Genomic DNA, 17725 nt, shown 5'->3' with positions numbered 1-17725 from the left:
ATGATGACGAAAAAAAAGCCCCGATTAAAAACCGGGGCTTTTTTGTTGGATCGGCTGTTTATACATCCAGCTCGGGCCGCAACTGGTCTTCAATGGTTTCGCGCCGGCGGATCAAGGTGACTTCCCCGTTCTCGATCAGCACTTCGGCTGCACGGCCACGGCTGTTGTAATTCGAGGCCATGGTTTGCCCGTAGGCGCCCGCTGACAGGATTGCAAGGTAGTCCCCCTGCTCGATGGCCAGTGTTCGGTTTTTGGCCAGCCAATCACCAGATTCGCACACGGGGCCAACCACATCGTATTCCTGTGGCTGCGCATGGGCATTGTTTTGAACGGCCACCACACCGTGGAAGGCTTTGTACATGGCCGGGCGCATCAAGTCGTTCATGGCTGCATCCACAATGGCGAAATGTTTGCCTTCATTTTCCTTCAGGAATTCAACTTGCGTGAGCAAAACGCCCGCATTGCCCACGATGGAGCGGCCCGGCTCGAATGACAGGGTTGGCATGCTGCGCCCTTTGGACTGCGCCCAGTCTTTTACCTTGGCGATAAGACGGGGCAGTACTTCCGCAGGGGTGGGCGGTGTTTCATCCAGGTACCGAATGCCGATGCCGCCCCCCAGGTCCAGGTGATTGATCTCGATGCCATCCGCCGCGAGTTGGTCAAGCAGAGCCAGAACGCGATCCAGTGCATCAAAGTAAGGGCTGGCGTCAGTCAGTTGGGAGCCAATGTGGCAATCAATGCCGTGCACATTCAACCAGGGGTGCGCGTGCGCAAACTGATACACACGAGGCGCTGCGTTCATGGACACGCCAAACTTGTTCTCTTTCAAGCCTGTGGAAATGTAGGGGTGGGTTTTTGCGTCAACGTCAGGGTTCACGCGCAGCGACACATTGGCCATGCGCTGCATTTTTTCTGCAACCTGACCAATGCGGGTCATTTCTGCTTCGGATTCCACGTTGAAGCAACCCACACCCTGGCTGAGCGCGTATTCAATTTCCTGCGCTGATTTTCCCACGCCGGCAAACACTGCTTTTTGAGGTTTTCCGCCTGCAGCGATAACCCGTGCAAGTTCGCCTGCCGACACGATGTCGAACCCAGCCCCTTCCTGGGCCAATGCCTTCAGGATGTGGACGTTTGAATTGGCTTTGACTGCATAGCAGATGGTGACATTGGCGAGGCCTTCGCAAGCACTGGCGTAGGCGCGATAAGCTTCCTTGATGGAACTGGCTGAATACACGTACAGCGGCGTGCCGTATGTTTGGGCCAGGCCTGACAAATCGGTTTTTTCAAACTGAAGTTCGCCAGTAACCCCATCAAATTGCAGATGGGGGTTGAGGTCGCTTGGGTTCACTGAATTGTTTTGCACGGTAAAATCTGCTCGAATTTGTGGGGTTAGCGGTTTTGCTGTTGGTCTGGCTTGTCGTAGCCTGCCGGTTTGGGCAAGGGTGGTGGCGGTTCGGGCAAATAAAGCGCGCCGCGTTGGCCGCAGGCGTTCAGGCCCAGTGTAAACAGGGTGACAATGGCCAATGTTCTTAAAGGTGATTTTTTCATGACAGATACGGAATTCCAGGCGGTGGTGGATGCCACCTTGGTTCAAGTTGAAGAGTATATTGAATCCTTGGTCGATACGCTGGACCTTGATGCAGATTCAATGCGCTCGGGCAATGTATTAACCCTTGATTTTGAAGACAAAGGCAAGATGATTTTGAACAGCCAGGTGGCCAATCACGAGCTTTGGCTGGCGGCGAAGTCGGGTGGCTTTCACTATTTCCTGTTCAATGGCGAATGGGTCGACACCCGCAGCAAGGTGCCGTTCAAGACCCATTTCGTCGAATTGCTGACAGGCCAGCTTGGCATGGCCTGTCCTGCCCTGTAACCACTTCGTCCGCTGTTTTCAGTTCCCAAAAAGGCGCTCAATGTCGTCTTTGGGCGGATTTTTCGGACGGGCGGGTTGTTCGTAGGTGGTGCCGTCGCCTGCTGTTGGGTTGTTGTTCACAGGTGGTGCTTGGCCATCGCCTTTGAGCATCCCACCCAACCCCTGCAAGAAGTTGAATAGGCTGTTGATGTCGTCGCCACCACCATTGACGTCGATTCGCGCAACACCTGAACCAGGTCGATACTCGGTGTAGTAGTAATTACCATCCACGAAATCGATTCCTGCGGGTACCACCTGAGGTTTTTCCGGCAGGTCGGCCAAAGCCACTCTCATGTAATCGATCCAGATTGGCAGCGCCAGGCCGCCACCGGTTTCACGGGCACCCAGATTGCGGGGTTGGTCGTAACCGACCCAGGCAATGGCTGCAATGTCGCTGTTGTAGCCAGCAAACCAGGCGTCGTGGCTGTCGTTCGTAGTCCCTGTTTTTCCTACGATGTCACCGCGGTTCAATACTTTGGCGCGTGTGGCAGTGCCACGTTCTACAACTTCCCGAAGCAAGCGAGTGGTCAGGAATGCGTTGCGCGCGTCAATGACGCGGTTGGCTTCTTCACCCGCAACAGCTGGGCGGGCCCTGGCGACAATACGGCCGCTGCCATCGGTGATTTTTTCGATCAGGTAAGGCTTGATGCGATAGCCAGAATTGGCAAATACCGCGTAAGCGCTGGCCATTTGCAAGGGGTTTGTTGTGACTGCGCCCAATGCCATGGTGAGGTATGGCGGCACATTTGCAGCAGGGAAGCCGAACTGCGTGGCCCAGCGCTGACCATATTGCGGTGTAATTTCCTGGAGTACCCGAATGGACACCATATTTTTGGACTTGGCCAGGCCTTCCTTGAGAAGCATGGGGCCGTCATATTTGCCGTCGTAGTTCTTGGGGCTCCAGTCTTTGCCGCCGGGTGTGTCGGCAGGTACGAAAATAGGTTCGTCGGCCACGAGAGTGGTGGGAGTAACTCCTTTTTCAAGAGCCGCCGAATACACGAATGGTTTGAAGGCCGAGCCGGGTTGGCGCGTGGCTTGTGTCACGTGGTTGAACTTGTTGCGTGAAAATTCGAATCCGCCTGACAAGGCGCGAATGGCCCCGTCCTTGGGTGTGATGGCGATAAAGGCAGCTTCTACTTCCGGCAACTGGGTCAACATCAGCGGCTGGTCTTTGCGTTTCAAGATACGAACCACGGCGCCGCGTTTGAGGCGTTTGTTGGCAGGTGCGCGTTCATTGAGCCAACTAAGCGCAGGTTTCAGGCTGTCCCCAGTCAACCGGATTGGTTGGCCGGCACCCTGAGACACAACAACCTCTGTTGGGCTTGCGGACAATACCACCGCACTTTGCAGGAAGCCGTAGTCGGTGTAGTCGCTGATGTTGTCACCAATCACGGCCTCGGCTTCCTTGGCATCGCTGGGCAGCTCAATGTAGCCTTCAGGACCGCGGAAGTATTGCCGCAGTTCATAGTCCATGACGCTGTTGCGCAAGGCACGCTGCGCTGCACGCTGCTCCTTGGCGATCAGGGTGGTGGTGACAGTGATACCTGAGGTGTAGGCTTCTTCCCCGTACATTTCAACTGCGGCCTGGCGAGCCATTTCTGCCGCGTAATCTGCGTTGATGGTGAGGCCTGTGGTGGCTTCAACGTCGTCTCCGTTGGCTTTTCTGTTTCGGTAAACCAATTCGGTTTTCAGGGCTTGCTCAAACTGCGTGTCATCCAGGTAGTCCAGGTCATTCATGCGGCGAAGCACGTATTCCTGGCGAATCTTGGCCCTGTTCGGATTGACGATTGGGTTGAATGCGGAAGGTGCCTTGGGCAAGCCGGCCAGCATGGCAGCTTCTGCAGCATTGATGTCGCGCAGGGGTTTGCCGAAGTAAACCTGTGATGCAGCCTGGAAGCCGTAAGCACGTTGACCCAGGTAAATCTGGTTGATGTAAAGCTCCAGAATTTCATCTTTGGTCAAGTTGTCTTCGATCTTGTAAGCAAGCAGCACTTCGTACAGTTTTCGTGTCCAGGTTTTGTCCCGGGTCAGGAAAAAATTGCGCGCGACCTGCATGGTGATGGTACTGGCGCCCTGGGTTCGACCACCCGATGTGACGTTCGTGACCAATGCGCGAGCCACCCCCATGAAATCGATACCGCCGTGCTGGTAGAACCGATCATCTTCGGCTGCCAGAATGGCCTGCTGCATGACCAAAGGCACTTCGGTGATGTCGACCGGACGCCGCCTTTCTTCTCCGAATTCACCGATCAGTACGCCGTCGGTGGTCATCACCCGAAGGGGAACCTTGGGGCGGTAATCGGTCAGGGTATCGAGGTCGGGCAATTTCGGAAAAATCAGGGCCAGCGCAACACCGACCAGCAGTGCGCCGGAAATACCCAAGCCGATGAGCAAAGCCAGCACGGTGGCGATAAAGCCTTGGGGGTGTTGCTTGATGCGAGGTTTGTTTGAATTCACTGGGCGTTGGATGGAAACGGTGTTGGAGTAGGTGACATTGTAGCGTCCAACGCAGCCGAATTGCCCCAAGTTGACCCGAGTGGTGATTCAAGCGATCTCCCCCTACTGGATGGGCACTCCAATGAGGGTTAGCTGGATAGTCCGAATTCAATACTCTGAAGCTCTAACAGGCACAGAGTTCAAACATGAAATCAATCCGGAATATGTGGCTTAAATTGCAGAGAAGGGCGACCTACGCCCTGTCGATGTCGGTCAGCGGCGCCAGTTGTCGATGGGTCTATGGCGAAATAGACAGGCAACGCAGTCTTTCATTCAAATCGATTCTTGCGTCGGGCGGCGAAGACCTGGCTGGATTGCCTTCACAGGATGCCTTGATCCCGTCTGCGCCCCTTGAGCAAGCCATTCAGGGTGCGCTTCGCCGTTTGCCGGCTGGGGCTGTTCGCCCTCAATTTCTGGTGTTCTCCGTTCCCTCCAAGCATGCCTACCTGGGGGAGATCAGCGTGCCGAAAGACGAGCGTGAAAGCCTGATTCGCTACCAGATTCAGGAATTGATGGAGCTTGCCGCAGGGTCATCCGAGCGTGAAGCGGCTTTTGACTGGCAGCTGAAAGCCGAGCTGTCGGATGGCCACGTCAGCCTGGCCGTAGCAGGTATCGACCAAAGGCAGGTCGACGAAGTGCGTCAAGCCTGCCAGGCCAGCGGGCTGCAATGCCTTGGCATTACGCTGGATTCTGTCGCTGCGATGAACGGTTACCTGCAGATGGTGCCTGCCGCTTTGAAGCAGGTAGATATTCGTTTTTTGCTGCACGGTGAGCTTTCAAGAAACCGGGTGAGGCTGGGCGTTTTCTCTCAAGGGGTGTTGTTCAACGAAAGCTGGGAACACAGCGAAGAGGGCTTCTCGGTGGTGCAGGCCATTTCAGCATTGGAAAGGCTGGTTTCAACATGGACAAGGGACGGCGTGCCGGATGAAACCGCGTCCGTGAGGTTGATCCTCGGGGGCGAGTTGATGTACGCCAAGGGATGTGAGCTGACCGCCAAGCGAAGCCAGGTGTTGTCGCCGCGCTTGATGGATATTCCCCCGCGCAAAGAACTTCAAAACCGCTGGCACGATGATGTGGTGCCTTTCGGTGCATTGGAGGCCATGCCATGCGAGTAATACTTTTCAACCTGTTTCCCTACCGCGCTGACCGCGAGCTCAAGAACAGGCGCCGAGTTGTCCTTGAGTTGGCTGGAGGAATACTGGCAGGTTTGCTGGTTTGCAATGCGATAGGCAATGAGTTTGCCGATCGAGTGGCCAGGAAAAGTCAGTTTTTGAGCAATCTGGCAGCCATGGAGGCAGAAATGGCCGAGCGGGTGAAAGTGGTTCAAGACAAGAAGGACCGGGTTGCTGTTCTGAAGCGACAAGTGAATGCACTAAAAACAGTTCAAGCGGAATCCTTGCTGGCCAGTCAGTGGGTTTCGTTTCTGGATGCCACGGTGCCAGCAAGTGTGTCGATGACCCGCCTGTACGTTATCAAGGGTGTATTGCATGTCAATGGTTTCACCAACACGGTGTCAACACTGGCCAGTTGGGTGGATGACATGGAAGCGGGCAATACCTTGTTCAAGTCAGTGGACCTGGTGACTTTGATTGCACCGCGTGATGACGCAGAGGGGGCGACCGCACCCCGCCATGTCTTTGAAATTCGTGCCCAGTTGAGGGAGGCTAATCATGAGTCTCGATAACTGGAGTCTAGATGAGGCAACCGACCAGTTGATTCAACTGGGTCTGGCAAAACGACTCTTGGTTATTCTGGCCCTTTGGCTTGTGATGTCCATCGGGGCGTTCTTTGTGTTCTGGCAGGACGACCTGGAACAGGCCCGGCAGGCCGAAACAGAAATTCAGACTTCCCTGACCCAGCTTAAAGCGGAATCGCAGTTGCTGCTGGAACAACCGGCCATTGAACTTGAATTGGCTGAGCTGGAACTGCTATTGCCCGAGTTGAAGAAAACCCTGCCCTCTGAGCGGGAGCTGGCTTCTTTGCTGGGTCGCATTAACGAAATGATTCTGGATAACACCCTTCGCTTGGCCGAGTTCACGCCTCAACAACACCAGGACCTGGAAGTGATGCGCCGCGTGCCCGTCAAGCTGACCGTGCGCGGTGAGGGCGCTTCGATTGCCAAATTGCCCAATCACATTGCCAGCCTGAGTCGGCAGGTGACCATGAAGGAGTTTGAAATGGCGCTGATTCCCGAGAGCGGTGTGTGGCAACTCAGTGGCGAGCTGAATGCCTTTGCCCAGCCAGTTTCTGGCCCGGCTGGCACACCGGTAAAGCTGGAGGCTGCGCAATGATTTCATTTCTGTTTTCTTTACTGCTGGTGCCCTTGTTGCCCGAGCTGGCCAACCCCGCTGATCAGCATTCCGATGATCTGAACCTGCTGGCACAACGGATTCGCCAGAGTCAGGAAATCTTGCCCCAGACGCCCATGGATTTGACGCAAGCCCAGGTTGAGAGTGCGCGTGATCTGCCTTTGATTACCGGCCGATTGTTTGACTGGTCTGCAACCCAGCGCAATGCAAAGGGTGAAGTTCCGGCGGCCAACGATTTGCCTGTGGAAACGCTTCGGCTGACCGGGATGATTGAATCGGCCGGACAGCGCGTGGCCATTTTGAATGATGGACAAAAAGACCATGTGGTAGCGGTCGGAAGCTATGTGCTCAATACGTACAAGGTGATTTCTTTTGGGGTCAATCGGGTGGTGCTGATGCCGCTTGATGGGCTGGCGGGGGGCAAACCCCTGGAGTTGAACTTGATGCCTGGCACTTTGCCTGGGGGACTTTGATGAATATTCAAACGAAAACAAAGGGTGATTTTCACCTGATCCGGCAAACTGTATTGGGCTTCATGCTTGGACTGGTTTTTGGTCCAGCCTTTGCACTGACTATTGTGGACGCCAAGGTGGATGAGCGTGACGACCGCACTGAAGTCACGCTGGAATTCGACGCGCCCCTGGACAGCAAAGTGGGCTTGTTCCGCATGGCGAACCCCGCCCGCCAAGTGGTGGATTTTTCTGCAGTGTTGGATAACCCAGCCTTGCCCGTGAAATTTTCAGAACACAGCCGCATCAAGCAGGGGCAACTTGTTTCTGCTCAGGGGCGAAGTCGCCTGGTGTTTGAAACGGCTCAAAGTTATGAGGTACAAACCAGCCAGTCCGAGCGTTCAGTGCGTTTGGTGTTCTCGGGGCCCCGACCCTTTGTGCCGGGTGGCGGTCAGGCGGCTGTGTTGTCTGAAAAAAGTGAGTTAAAAAATACAGTACAGGCGGTTCTTGGAAAGCCGGTGGTCATTCAGGAAGGGCCGCAGGTCAGTACCTGGAGCCTGTCTGAACAGAACGGCAAGTCGGTGCTGAGAATTGAGTTCGACCGAAGTGGCATTCAGGCCGATGCCCGGTTGACTAACGACAGATTGAGGCTTCGCTTTGCCAATGCAAAAATAAAACCCGGTATACCTGTCAGCTTGAACAGCGCACCCTCTGGTTTGGTCGGCAATGTGAAGTTGAGTCCAGGCGACCAGGCCCTGTCGGTGGACATGACGCTGAACAAATCGACCCATGTCATTCGCCAGATCGACAAGGTCGTTGAGGTGGAATTTATTCCCCTCGAGAAAACTGCGGGTTTGGCCAAGCCGGAGGTTTCAAAGCCCCTGAGTCCAAGCCAAAGTGTGGCGTCCCGGTATTCAGGTCGGCCTATCACGTTGGACTTCAAAGATGCAGACATTCGAACCGTGATGCAGGTGTTTGCCGATTTTACGAAGATGAACCTGGTGTTGAGTGATTCCATACAAGGCAAAGTCACGGTGTTTCTCAAAGACGTGCCTTGGGACCAAGCGCTGGACATCGTGATGCGCTCGCAGGGTTTGGTATCCAGCCAGTCGGGCAACGTATTGCTGGTGTCAACACCTGAAAATGTCAGTAACGACCGGTTTCAGGCCGCCAATACCCGTGCCCTGGATGACATGGAGCCGCTGGTTTCCAAGGTGTTTCAAATCAGTTATCAGAAAACAGCTGAGCTAGTCCAGATGATCAAGTCAGAGGATTCAAAGCTGTTGTCATCTCGCGGCACGCTGATTTCTGATGAACGAACAAGCCAGATTTTCGTGCAGGACACGCCAACCCGGATGGACCGAATCAGTTCAGTTGTATCGGGTCTGGACAAGCCGGTGAAGCAGGTCATGATTGAGGCCCGAGTGGTGCTGGCCGACACATCCGTGTCCAAGGAACTGGGTGTGAATGTTCGCGCCGCTTCCTCGCGCTCTGACGCATTTTTTGACATTGGTGACCAGTTTGGCAGTGGCAATTTCGTGGACACCGGTTCATCCGCGTCGACCAATCTGGCCTATACCCTGTTCAACGCCAACTCCACCCGCTTGATCAACCTGCAATTGCGGGCGCTTGAGACCAGCAACAAGATCCGTACTGTGTCGAACCCCCGGGTGATTACTTCGAACAAGGAACCCGCCCTGATTGAACAGGGCACCGAAATTCCGTACCAGATTGCCACCAGCAGCGGGGCCACGGCCATCGAATTCAAGGAGGCCAATCTCAAACTGGCGGTGACCCCCCAGATTGCGCCTGACGGCACAGTATTGCTGGATGTCGATGTCGCCAAGGACTCACTGGGCATAACCACTGCCAACGGCCCCGCCATTGACACCCGCCGGGTGAAGACCAAGGTGTTGGTGGCGGACGGCGGCACGGTGGTGTTGGGAGGGATTTTTGAAGAGGACGACAACGTGCTGCGAGAGAAAACCCCATTTCTTGGAGACATTCCCGGATTGGGTGTTCTTTTTCGTGGAAAGACGGACACCAAGCGCCGGGCTGAGTTGTTAATCTTTTTGACGCCCGTTGTGCTCGCAGACCAGTAAGACATGCTTTACCGTACAATGGGTTGATTGTTTACAAAAATTGAATGAAGTGTCCAATCAATGCATTGTGCTGGTGGGCATGATGGGTGCCGGCAAAAGCACTGTCGGCAAGGCCTTGGCCAAGCATCTGTCCTGGGAGTTCACTGATACCGATCACCTGATCGAGCATCAAACAGGCGTCAGTATTCCCGTCATATTCGAAATTGAAGGCGAGGCCGGTTTTCGTCGACGCGAGTCGACGGCACTGGCCAGTTTTGTTGGCAAAGAGCGTCAGGTGATTGCCACAGGCGGTGGCATCGTGCTGGTCCAGGAAAACCGCGAAGTGCTCAAACAGATTGGCTCGGTTATTTACTTGAGCGCCTCTGCTTCCGAGCTTTACCAGCGCACCCGGATGGACAAAAACCGGCCCCTGCTGCAAGGCCCCAACCCCCGACGAAAAATTGAAGAATTGCTGGCCGCACGCTTGCCCTTGTACAAGGAATGCGCGAGTGTGATCATAGAGACTGGGCGCCAGCCGGTTTACCAGATTGTTAACAAGATCAGCCTGGCGTTGAATCTTGATCAAAAGAATGAAAGCAGTACGCAAAAGGCAATAGGAACAGAATGAGCCGATATACCTTGGAAGTTGATTTGGGCGACCGCAGCTACCCGATCCACATTGGAGAAGGGCTGCTCAGTCAGGCCGATTTGTTCAAACCCCATGTGGCGGGCAAAGTGGCCATGATCTGTACCAACACCACGGTGGGGCCCCTGTATGCAGACCGCTTGAAAACCAGTTTGCTGGATGCGGGTGCAAAATCAGTGTTCACCGTCAGCCTGCCTGATGGGGAGGAATACAAGGACTGGCCCAACCTGCAATTGGTATTTGATGCCTTGCTGCAAAACCACTGCGACCGCAAAACCGTCTTGGTTGCACTGGGCGGTGGCGTGGTAGGCGACATGGGCGGGTTTGCCGCATCCGCTTTCATGCGCGGAATTCCGTTTATCCAGGTGCCGACCACTTTGCTTAGTCAAGTGGACAGTTCCGTGGGCGGTAAAACCGGCATCAACCACCCCTTGGGAAAAAACATGATTGGGGCGTTTTATCAACCCGAGATGGTGGTGACTGACATTTCCACTCTGAATACTTTGCCCGACCGCGAGCTCAGCTGCGGCTTGGCGGAAATCATCAAGCACGGCGCGATTGCTGACACGGCGTACCTTGACCTGGTTGAGCAGAATATGCCCGCCTTGCTGCGCCGAGACCCGGAATTGTTGGCCCTGGTGGTGAAGCGTTCCTGTGAAATCAAGGCAGATGTGGTGTCCAAAGATGAACGCGAAGGCGGCATTCGGGCCATTCTGAATTTCGGCCACACCTTTGGCCACGCCATTGAAGCGGGCATGGGCTACGGCCAGTGGTACCACGGCGAGGCTGTGGGGTGCGGCATGGTGGTTGCGGCCGAGTTGTGTCGCCGCATGGGCCGCTTGAGTGCCGAGGAGGCAGCGCGCTTGAAAAAAGTGGTGGTCGATGCCCGTTTACCGGTGATTCCGCCCGTGCTGGGCGTGGACAAGTACATGGCACTGATGGCGCACGACAAAAAGGCCGATTCAGGTTCCATCAAATATGTGTTGCTCAATGGTTTGGGGCGCGCGTCCACATCCCCGGCCGATGAGGCCTTGGTTCGGCAAACGCTTCTGGAAATGGGGGCAGGGGACTGACCGTGCGAAACTTCGAACTCAGCCTGGCGCCCTATGCGGTCAGCTCTGCCAACACCCGTGGCAGACTTCACCCGGAAACAAGTCCCGAAGGGCGCACTGAGTTTGAACGAGACCGCGACCGCATTATTCACAGTGCGGCCTTTCGTCGCCTGGAATACAAAACACAGGTGTTTGTGAATACGGAAGGCGATTTGTACCGCACCCGCCTGACCCACAGCCTTGAAGTGGCCCAAATTGCGCGCAGCATTTCCCGCAACCTTGGGCTTAATGAAGAACTGACTGAAGCTGTGGCCCTGGCCCATGATTTGGGTCACACGCCTTTTGGCCACGCAGGCCAAGACGCATTGAATGAATGCATGTCGCCGCATGGTGGTTTCGAGCACAACCTGCAAAGCTTGCGCGTGGTGGATGAACTGGAAGAAAAATATGCGTCATTCAACGGTTTGAATTTGTGTTTTGAAACCCGCGAAAGCATTTTGAAACACTGTTCACGCCCCAACGCAGAGAAACTGGGCGAGGTGGCAGACCGGTTTCTGAGTAATCGCCGCCCGGTGCTGGAAGCGCAAGTGACCAACCTGGCTGATGAAATCGCCTACAACAACCACGACATTGACGATGGCTTGCGTTCGGGCCTGATTACGCTGGAGCAGGCCGCTGAGGTGCCTTTGTTCAAGTTGCACCTGGATCGTGTGAAGGCGCGACACCCCAACCTGGACGGGCGCAGGTTGATCCACGAAGTGGTTCGGGGCATCATCAATGCACTGGTTCAGGATTTGTTGCATGAATCGGAGCGCCGCATTGCCCTGTTCAAACCGACCAGCGTGGCCGATGTGCAACTGGCCGACAAATTGATTGGCTTCAGTTCTGAAATGGCTGAATTGAACCATGCCCTAAAAGTGTTTTTGCGCAAAGACCTTTATCAGCATTACCAGGTACTTCGTGCGACCTTGAAGGCGCGCCGGGTGGTCCAGGAACTGTTCCAGATTTTCATGGAAGACCCGCGCCTTTTGCCACCGCAGTTTTTCCGCCGTTCCGAACTGGATGTGCCCCGCGCTATTGCCGATTATATTGCCGGCATGACCGACCGCTACGCCATGAAAGAACACCAGCGCCTCACCGTTCCCGGCCTGCAATCCTGACATTTCCATGGCACGCCAGGCCCGTTTGTTCATTCCCGATTGCCCCATGGTGCTGGAATTGCAGGGTGTGGCGGGGCAGGATGTATTCAAAACCCGGGAAGCCTTTTCGCTTTTTCAAGCCCAGTTGCCCTTGAGTTCCATTGAAGAAGGCATCGCACTGCATGCCTACTGCATGGTGCCTGCTCGGGCATTGCTCATGGTGTCGTCGCCCCAAGCGCAAAATGTGGGGCGCTTCGTCCAAAACCTGAATCGCCATTTTTCCCCCGCCTTGCGGCAAGTGCAGGATGTGCAATCCAGTGCGGTCTGGGAGCCTCGTTTCAAATCAAACGTGATTCAACCGGGCTTGCGAAGTTTAAAAGCGTGCCTGTTTGTTGAACAACTGGCAGCCCGCGCCACGGGGGCTCCTGACTTGGCCACCTACCCCTGGAGCAGTTTTGCAGCACACGCGGGGGTTGTGAATGAAGCCTGGCTGGTTGATTTGCCTGCCTATTGGCAATTGGGCAACACACCCTTCGAGCGCCAAAGCCGCTACAGGCAGTTTAGTGAGCAAGGTTTAAGTGACCGCGATGGTGCAGCGCTTGCTGCCAGCCTGCAAAAAGGGTGGTTGTGGGGTGACGACGATTTTTGCACACAAATTCAAGACTTTGCAAACAGGCCTGTCCGGCCAAGACGGCGCGGGCGTCCTTTAAAAGCCACGCGCAGCACCGAGTAGGTGCGGAAAACGGCCTTGATTTTTCTGTGTGTCCCTATTTTTATTCCCCTGAATTTGGTATCACTAAAAAAATAGGGTCAGACCCCTTTTAATTTTACTTGAGAATCTTGCTGCCCTGCAGTAAAGTGACCAACGTACTGAAATCAGGGGCTTTTCCATGCAACAAGACATTAGAAAGATTGCCGAAGAAAAAGGCATGTACTCCGCCAGCAACGAACACGACGCCTGCGGCGTTGGCTTCGTGGCGCACATCAAGGGCAAACGCACGCACGACATCATTGCAAGCGGCCTGAAAATTCTGGAAAACCTCGACCACCGGGGCGCCGTGGGTGCCGACCCATTGATGGGCGACGGTGCCGGTATCCTGATTCAGATTCCTGACGCCTTCTTCCGTGAAGAAATGGCCAAGCAGGGCGTGAATCTGCCACCCGCCGGTGAATACGGCGTGGGCATGTTGTTCCTGCCCAAGGAAACAGCTTCACGCATTGCCTGCGAGCAGGAAATTGAGCGCGCCGTGAAAGCCGAAGGCCAGGTGCTGTTGGGTTGGCGCGATGTGCCGGTGAATGCCGACATGCCAATGAGCCCCACAGTGCGTTTGAAAGAACCCGTGATTCGCCAGGTGTTTGTTGGCCGTGGTCGCGACATCATGGTGACCGATGCGCTGGAACGCAAACTGTATGTAATCCGCAAGCGTGCAGTGCACGCCATCAAGAACCTGAACCTGGCGCACGGCACTGAGTATTTCAGCCCCTCCATGAGCGCCCGTACCATTGTGTACAAAGGCCTGTTGCTGGCCAACCAGGTTGGCGAGTACTACCTCGATTTGAAAGACCCGCGTTGCGTGTCTGCATTGGCATTGGTTCACCAGCGCTTCTCCACCAACACATTCCCCGAGTGGCCACTGGCTCACCCGTACCGTATGTTGGCCCACAACGGTGAAATCAACACCGTGAAAGGCAACTTCAACTGGATGCGTGCACGTGAAGGCGTGATGAAAAGCGCCGTGTTGGGCGACGACCTGCAAAAGCTTTACCCGCTGATTTTTGAAGGGCAGTCCGACACCGCCTGTTTCGATAACTGTCTGGAACTGCTGGTGATGGCCGGCTACCCGATTGCCCAAGCCATGATGATGATGGTGCCTGAGGCCTGGGAACAACACACCCTGATGGACGACAACCGTCGCGCCTTCTACGAATACCACGCTGCCATGATGGAACCCTGGGACGGCCCCGCCGCCATGGCGTTCACAGACGGCAAGCAGATTGGTGCCACGCTTGACCGCAACGGCCTGCGTCCCGCACGTTACATCGTAACGGAAGATGATTTGGTCGTGATGGCGTCGGAATCCGGCACCCTGTCCATTCCTGAAAGCAAGATCGTCAAGAAGTGGCGCCTGCAGCCCGGCAAGATGTTCCTGATCGACATGGAAGCCGGTCGCATCATCAACGACGATGAGCTGAAAAACCAGTTGAGCGCCGCCAAGCCCTACAAGCAGTGGATTGACACAATCCGCGTGAAGCTGGACGAAGTGGAAGGCCAACCCGAGCCGATCGAACCGAACGAAACGCTGCTGGACCGTCAGCAGGCATTTGGCTACACCCAGGAAGATTTGAAGTTCCTGATGGCTCCCATGCTGCAAAGCGGCGAAGAAGCCACCGGCTCCATGGGCAATGACAGCCCCTTGGCCGTGATGTCCAACAAACTCAAGCCTTTGTACAACTACTTCAAGCAGTTGTTCGCACAGGTGACCAACCCACCGATCGACCCGATCCGTGAAAACCTGGTCATGAGCCTGAACAGCTTCATCGGACCCAAGCCCAACCTGCTTGACCTGAACAACATCAACCCGCCCATGCGTCTTGAGGTGTCCCAGCCCGTGCTGACCTCGAAAGACATGGCCAAGATCCGCAATATCGAGCAATTCACAGGCGGTAAATTCACCAGCCATGAATTGAACATTTGCTACCCAGTGGCCTGGGGCAAGGAAGGCATTGAAGCGCGCATCGCCTCATTGTGTGCAGAAGCACGCGATGCCGTGAAGAACGGCGCCAACATCCTGATCATTACCGACCGCATGATGAGCCGCGACAACGTGGCCATTCCAGCGCTGTTGGCAGTTTCCGCCATTCACCAGCACCTGGTGAAAGTGGGCCTGCGCACCAGCACCGGCTTGGTGGTTGAAACTGGCTCCGCCCGTGAAACACACCACTTTGCTTTGCTGGCGGGTTACGGTGCCGAAGCCGTTCACCCCTACCTGGCGATGGAAACCATTGCTGACATGGCCAAGGGTCTGCCAGGCGACCTGGGTCCTGAAAAGGCTGTGTACAACTACATCAAGGCCGTTGGAAAGGGTTTGATGAAAGTGATGTCCAAGATGGGCATTTCCACTTACATGAGCTACACCGGCGCGCAAATTTTCGAAGCCGTGGGCTTGAACCAGACTTTCGTCGATGGCTACTTTGCCGGTACCCCCACCAAGGTGGAAGGCATTGGCATTTTCGAAGTCGCGGAAGAAGCCATTCGTATTCACCACGCAGCCTTCAGCCCAGACCCCGTGCTGGCTGGCGCGCTGGATGCCGGCGGTGAATACGCCTGGCGTACCCGTGGTGAAGAACACATGTGGACCCCCGATGCAATTGCAAAATTGCAGCACGCCACACGTTCCGGCACGTACAACACCTACAAGGAATACGCGCAGATCATCAACGACCAAAGCAAGCGCCACATGACCTTGCGCGGCCTGTTTGAATTCAAGATTGACCCGGCCAAGGCCATTCCAATCGAAGAAGTTGAATCTGCTGAAGAAATCGTCAAGCGCTTCGCAACCGGTGCCATGTCACTGGGTTCCATTTCGACCGAAGCCCACTCCACCCTGGCCGTGGCCATGAACCGCATTGGTGGCAAAAGCAACACCGGCGAAGGTGGTGAAGACGAGAAGCGTTACAGCGCTGAATTGCGTGCCGGTCTGGACAAGTTTGGTCCCGGCAAAGGCCTGATTCAGGACGGCGAAACCCTCAAGAGCTTCCTTGGTGACGTGGTTGAGGCCGACTTCCCCTTGAAGAAAGGCGATTCACTGCGCTCACGCATCAAGCAGGTGGCTTCAGGCCGTTTCGGCGTTACTGCCGAATACCTGACTTCTGCTGATCAGATCCAGATCAAGATGGCCCAGGGTGCCAAGCCAGGCGAGGGTGGTCAGCTGCCCGGTGGCAAGGTTTCCGATTACATCGGCAAGCTGCGTTACTCCGTGCCAGGCGTGGGCCTGATTTCCCCACCCCCGCACCACGACATTTATTCCATTGAAGATTTGGCCCAGCTGATTCATGACCTGAAAAACGTGAATGCACAGGCTTCCATTTCCGTGAAGCTGGTGTCTGAAGTGGGTGTCGGTACCATTGCAGCCGGTGTGTCCAAGGCCAAGGCCGATCACCTGGTGATCGCAGGTCAAGACGGTGGCACAGGTGCTTCACCAGTTTCATCGATCAAGCACGCAGGTACCAATTGGGAACTAGGCTTGGCTGAAACCCAGCAGACCCTGGTGCTGAACGGTCTGCGTGGCCGCATCCGCGTACAGGTGGATGGCCAGATGAAGACGGGCCGTGACGTGGTGATTGGTGCCATGTTGGGCGCGGATGAATTCGGCTTTGCCACCGCACCGCTGGTGGTTGAAGGCTGCATCATGATGCGCAAGTGTCACTTGAACACCTGCCCAGTGGGCGTGGCCACACAAAACCCTGAACTTCGCAAGAAGTTCACTGGCAAGCCAGAGCACGTGGTGAACTATTTCTTCTTCGTGGCCAACGAAGTGCGCGAAATCATGGCGCAATTGGGCATTCGCAAGTTTGACGACCTGATCGGCCGCGCCAACCTGCTGGACATGAAGAAAGGCATTTCACACTGGAAGGCCAAGGGTCTGGACTTCAGCCGTTTGCTGTGGGTGCCGGAAGGCACAAGCGAGCCATTGCTGCACACAGGCAGCCAGGACCACGGCCTGGACAAGGCACTGGACCAGAAGCTGATCCAGTTGGCCAAGCCAGCCTTGGACAAGGGCGAGAAAGTGTCTTTCATCACCCCAATCAAGAACGTGAACCGCACAGCCGGTGCCATGTTATCAGGCGAAGTGGCCAAGAAATACGGCCATGCTGGTTTGCCGGATGACACCATCCACATTCAGTTCACAGGTACAGCTGGCCAATCGTTCGGCGCCTTCCTGGCACACGGCGTGACTGCCGACCTGGTGGGTGAAGGCAACGACTACGTGGGCAAGGGCTTGAGTGGCGGTCGCATTATTGTGCGCCCCACCAACGACTTCCGTGGCTTGTCTGCTGAAAACATGATCGTCGGCAACACTGTGCTTTACGGTGCCATCGCTGGTGAAGCATTCCTGAGTGGCGTGGCTGGTGAGCGTTTCGCTGTGCGTAACTCGGGTGCCGCTGCTGTAATCGAAGGCACTGGTGACCACGGTTGTGAATACATGACTGGCGGTACAGTGGTTGTGCTGGGTGAAACCGGCCGCAACTTTGCAGCCGGCATGAGCGGTGGCATGGCCTATGTGTATGACATCGACGGCTTGTTTGCCAAGCGCTGCAACATGGCCCAGGTTGAACTGGAAGGTGTGGTCACGGCAACCGAACAGGAAGCCCTGGGTAACCGCGAAATCTGGCACAGCCCAGCCCGTGGTGCCGACCGTCAGCCTGATGAAGTCATTCTGAAAGGCCTGATTGAACGCCATGCCCGTTACACCGGCAGCGAACGCGCAAAAGCCATCCTGGAAAACTGGGGCACAGAGCGCAAGAAATTCGTGAAAGTATTCCCAACCGAATACCGCCGCGCCTTGAAAGAACTGCACGTGGCTGCGCAGGCAAAACCTGCCGTAGTCGCTTGAGAACCAACCTGTTAGTGAGGATT

14 protein-coding genes are annotated in these 17725 nt (G+C 55.5%); 11 read left to right on the top strand and 3 right to left on the bottom strand.

Annotated elements, in window-relative coordinates:
• Positions 1-58: 58 nt before the first annotated feature.
• Positions 59-1366 (bottom strand): diaminopimelate decarboxylase, encoded by a 1308-nt coding sequence (lysA, locus tag RGQ30_RS14115; protein ID WP_130557608.1) that lies wholly within the window; start codon positions 1364-1366, stop codon positions 59-61.
• A gap of 26 nt (positions 1367-1392) precedes the next feature.
• Positions 1393-1551, bottom strand: a complete 159-nt coding sequence (gene lptM, locus RGQ30_RS14110) for an LPS translocon maturation chaperone LptM (RefSeq protein WP_130557609.1) — start codon at positions 1549-1551, stop codon at positions 1393-1395.
• Here lptM and cyaY point away from each other — a divergent pair.
• Positions 1550-1876 carry an iron donor protein CyaY gene (cyaY, locus tag RGQ30_RS14105; protein WP_130557610.1) on the top strand — a complete coding sequence of 109 codons (327 nt, stop codon included), beginning with the start codon at positions 1550-1552 and terminating at the stop codon, positions 1874-1876. The two genes, lptM and cyaY, sit on opposite strands and share 2 nt — an antisense overlap.
• A gap of 18 nt (positions 1877-1894) precedes the next feature.
• Here the strand turns inward: cyaY and RGQ30_RS14100 are convergent, their stop codons facing one another.
• The gene (locus tag RGQ30_RS14100; RefSeq protein WP_130557611.1) at positions 1895-4372 is read right to left on the bottom strand and encodes a penicillin-binding protein 1A; all 2478 of its coding nucleotides are present in this window, start codon (positions 4370-4372) and stop codon (positions 1895-1897) included.
• Positions 4373-4557: 185 nt separating this feature from the next.
• Here RGQ30_RS14100 and RGQ30_RS14095 point away from each other — a divergent pair, with 185 nt between their 5' ends.
• The 10 genes from RGQ30_RS14095 to RGQ30_RS14050 all read left to right on the top strand — a co-directional run bounded on the left by RGQ30_RS14095 (position 4558) and on the right by RGQ30_RS14050 (position 17702).
• Entirely contained in the window at positions 4558-5526 is a 969-nt protein-coding gene (locus RGQ30_RS14095; protein WP_338284526.1) for a hypothetical protein, read from the top strand.
• Positions 5517-6095: a PilN domain-containing protein gene (locus RGQ30_RS14090; protein WP_130557613.1), complete on the top strand. Its 579-nt coding sequence runs from the start codon at positions 5517-5519 to the stop codon at positions 6093-6095. Before RGQ30_RS14095 ends, RGQ30_RS14090 begins: the two co-directional genes overlap by 10 nt.
• Positions 6082-6702 (top strand): type IV pilus inner membrane component PilO, encoded by a 621-nt coding sequence (locus RGQ30_RS14085; protein WP_130557614.1) that lies wholly within the window; start codon positions 6082-6084, stop codon positions 6700-6702. Before RGQ30_RS14090 ends, RGQ30_RS14085 begins: the two co-directional genes overlap by 14 nt.
• Positions 6699-7193: a hypothetical protein gene (locus RGQ30_RS14080; RefSeq protein ID WP_130557615.1), complete on the top strand. Its 495-nt coding sequence runs from the start codon at positions 6699-6701 to the stop codon at positions 7191-7193. The genes RGQ30_RS14085 and RGQ30_RS14080 overlap by 4 nt, the downstream gene beginning before the upstream one ends.
• Positions 7193-9271, top strand: a complete 2079-nt coding sequence (locus RGQ30_RS14075) for a type IV pilus secretin PilQ (protein ID WP_130557616.1) — start codon at positions 7193-7195, stop codon at positions 9269-9271. Before RGQ30_RS14080 ends, RGQ30_RS14075 begins: the two co-directional genes overlap by 1 nt.
• A gap of 79 nt (positions 9272-9350) precedes the next feature.
• Entirely contained in the window at positions 9351-9878 is a 528-nt protein-coding gene (locus tag RGQ30_RS14070; protein ID WP_130558033.1) for a shikimate kinase, read from the top strand.
• Positions 9875-10969 carry a 3-dehydroquinate synthase gene (gene aroB, locus RGQ30_RS14065; RefSeq protein ID WP_130557617.1) on the top strand — a complete coding sequence of 365 codons (1095 nt, stop codon included), beginning with the start codon at positions 9875-9877 and terminating at the stop codon, positions 10967-10969. The genes RGQ30_RS14070 and aroB overlap by 4 nt, the downstream gene beginning before the upstream one ends.
• A complete protein-coding gene (locus RGQ30_RS14060) occupies positions 10966-12108 on the top strand; it encodes a deoxyguanosinetriphosphate triphosphohydrolase (protein ID WP_420915179.1) in 1143 nt (380 codons plus the stop codon). Before aroB ends, RGQ30_RS14060 begins: the two co-directional genes overlap by 4 nt.
• Positions 12109-12115: 7 nt before the next feature.
• Positions 12116-12820, top strand: a complete 705-nt coding sequence (locus RGQ30_RS14055) for a hypothetical protein (protein WP_130557619.1) — start codon at positions 12116-12118, stop codon at positions 12818-12820.
• A 157-nt stretch (positions 12821-12977) separates the two neighbouring features.
• Entirely contained in the window at positions 12978-17702 is a 4725-nt protein-coding gene (locus tag RGQ30_RS14050; protein WP_130557620.1) for a glutamate synthase-related protein, read from the top strand.
• Positions 17703-17725: the final 23 nt, after the last annotated feature.

It is taken from the genome of Limnobacter thiooxidans, assembly GCF_036323495.1.
GTDB lineage: Bacteria > Pseudomonadota > Gammaproteobacteria > Burkholderiales > Burkholderiaceae_B > Limnobacter > Limnobacter thiooxidans.
The sequence above is the reverse complement of the archived record's forward strand: the minus strand, read 5'-3'. Positions and strand labels throughout refer to the sequence as shown.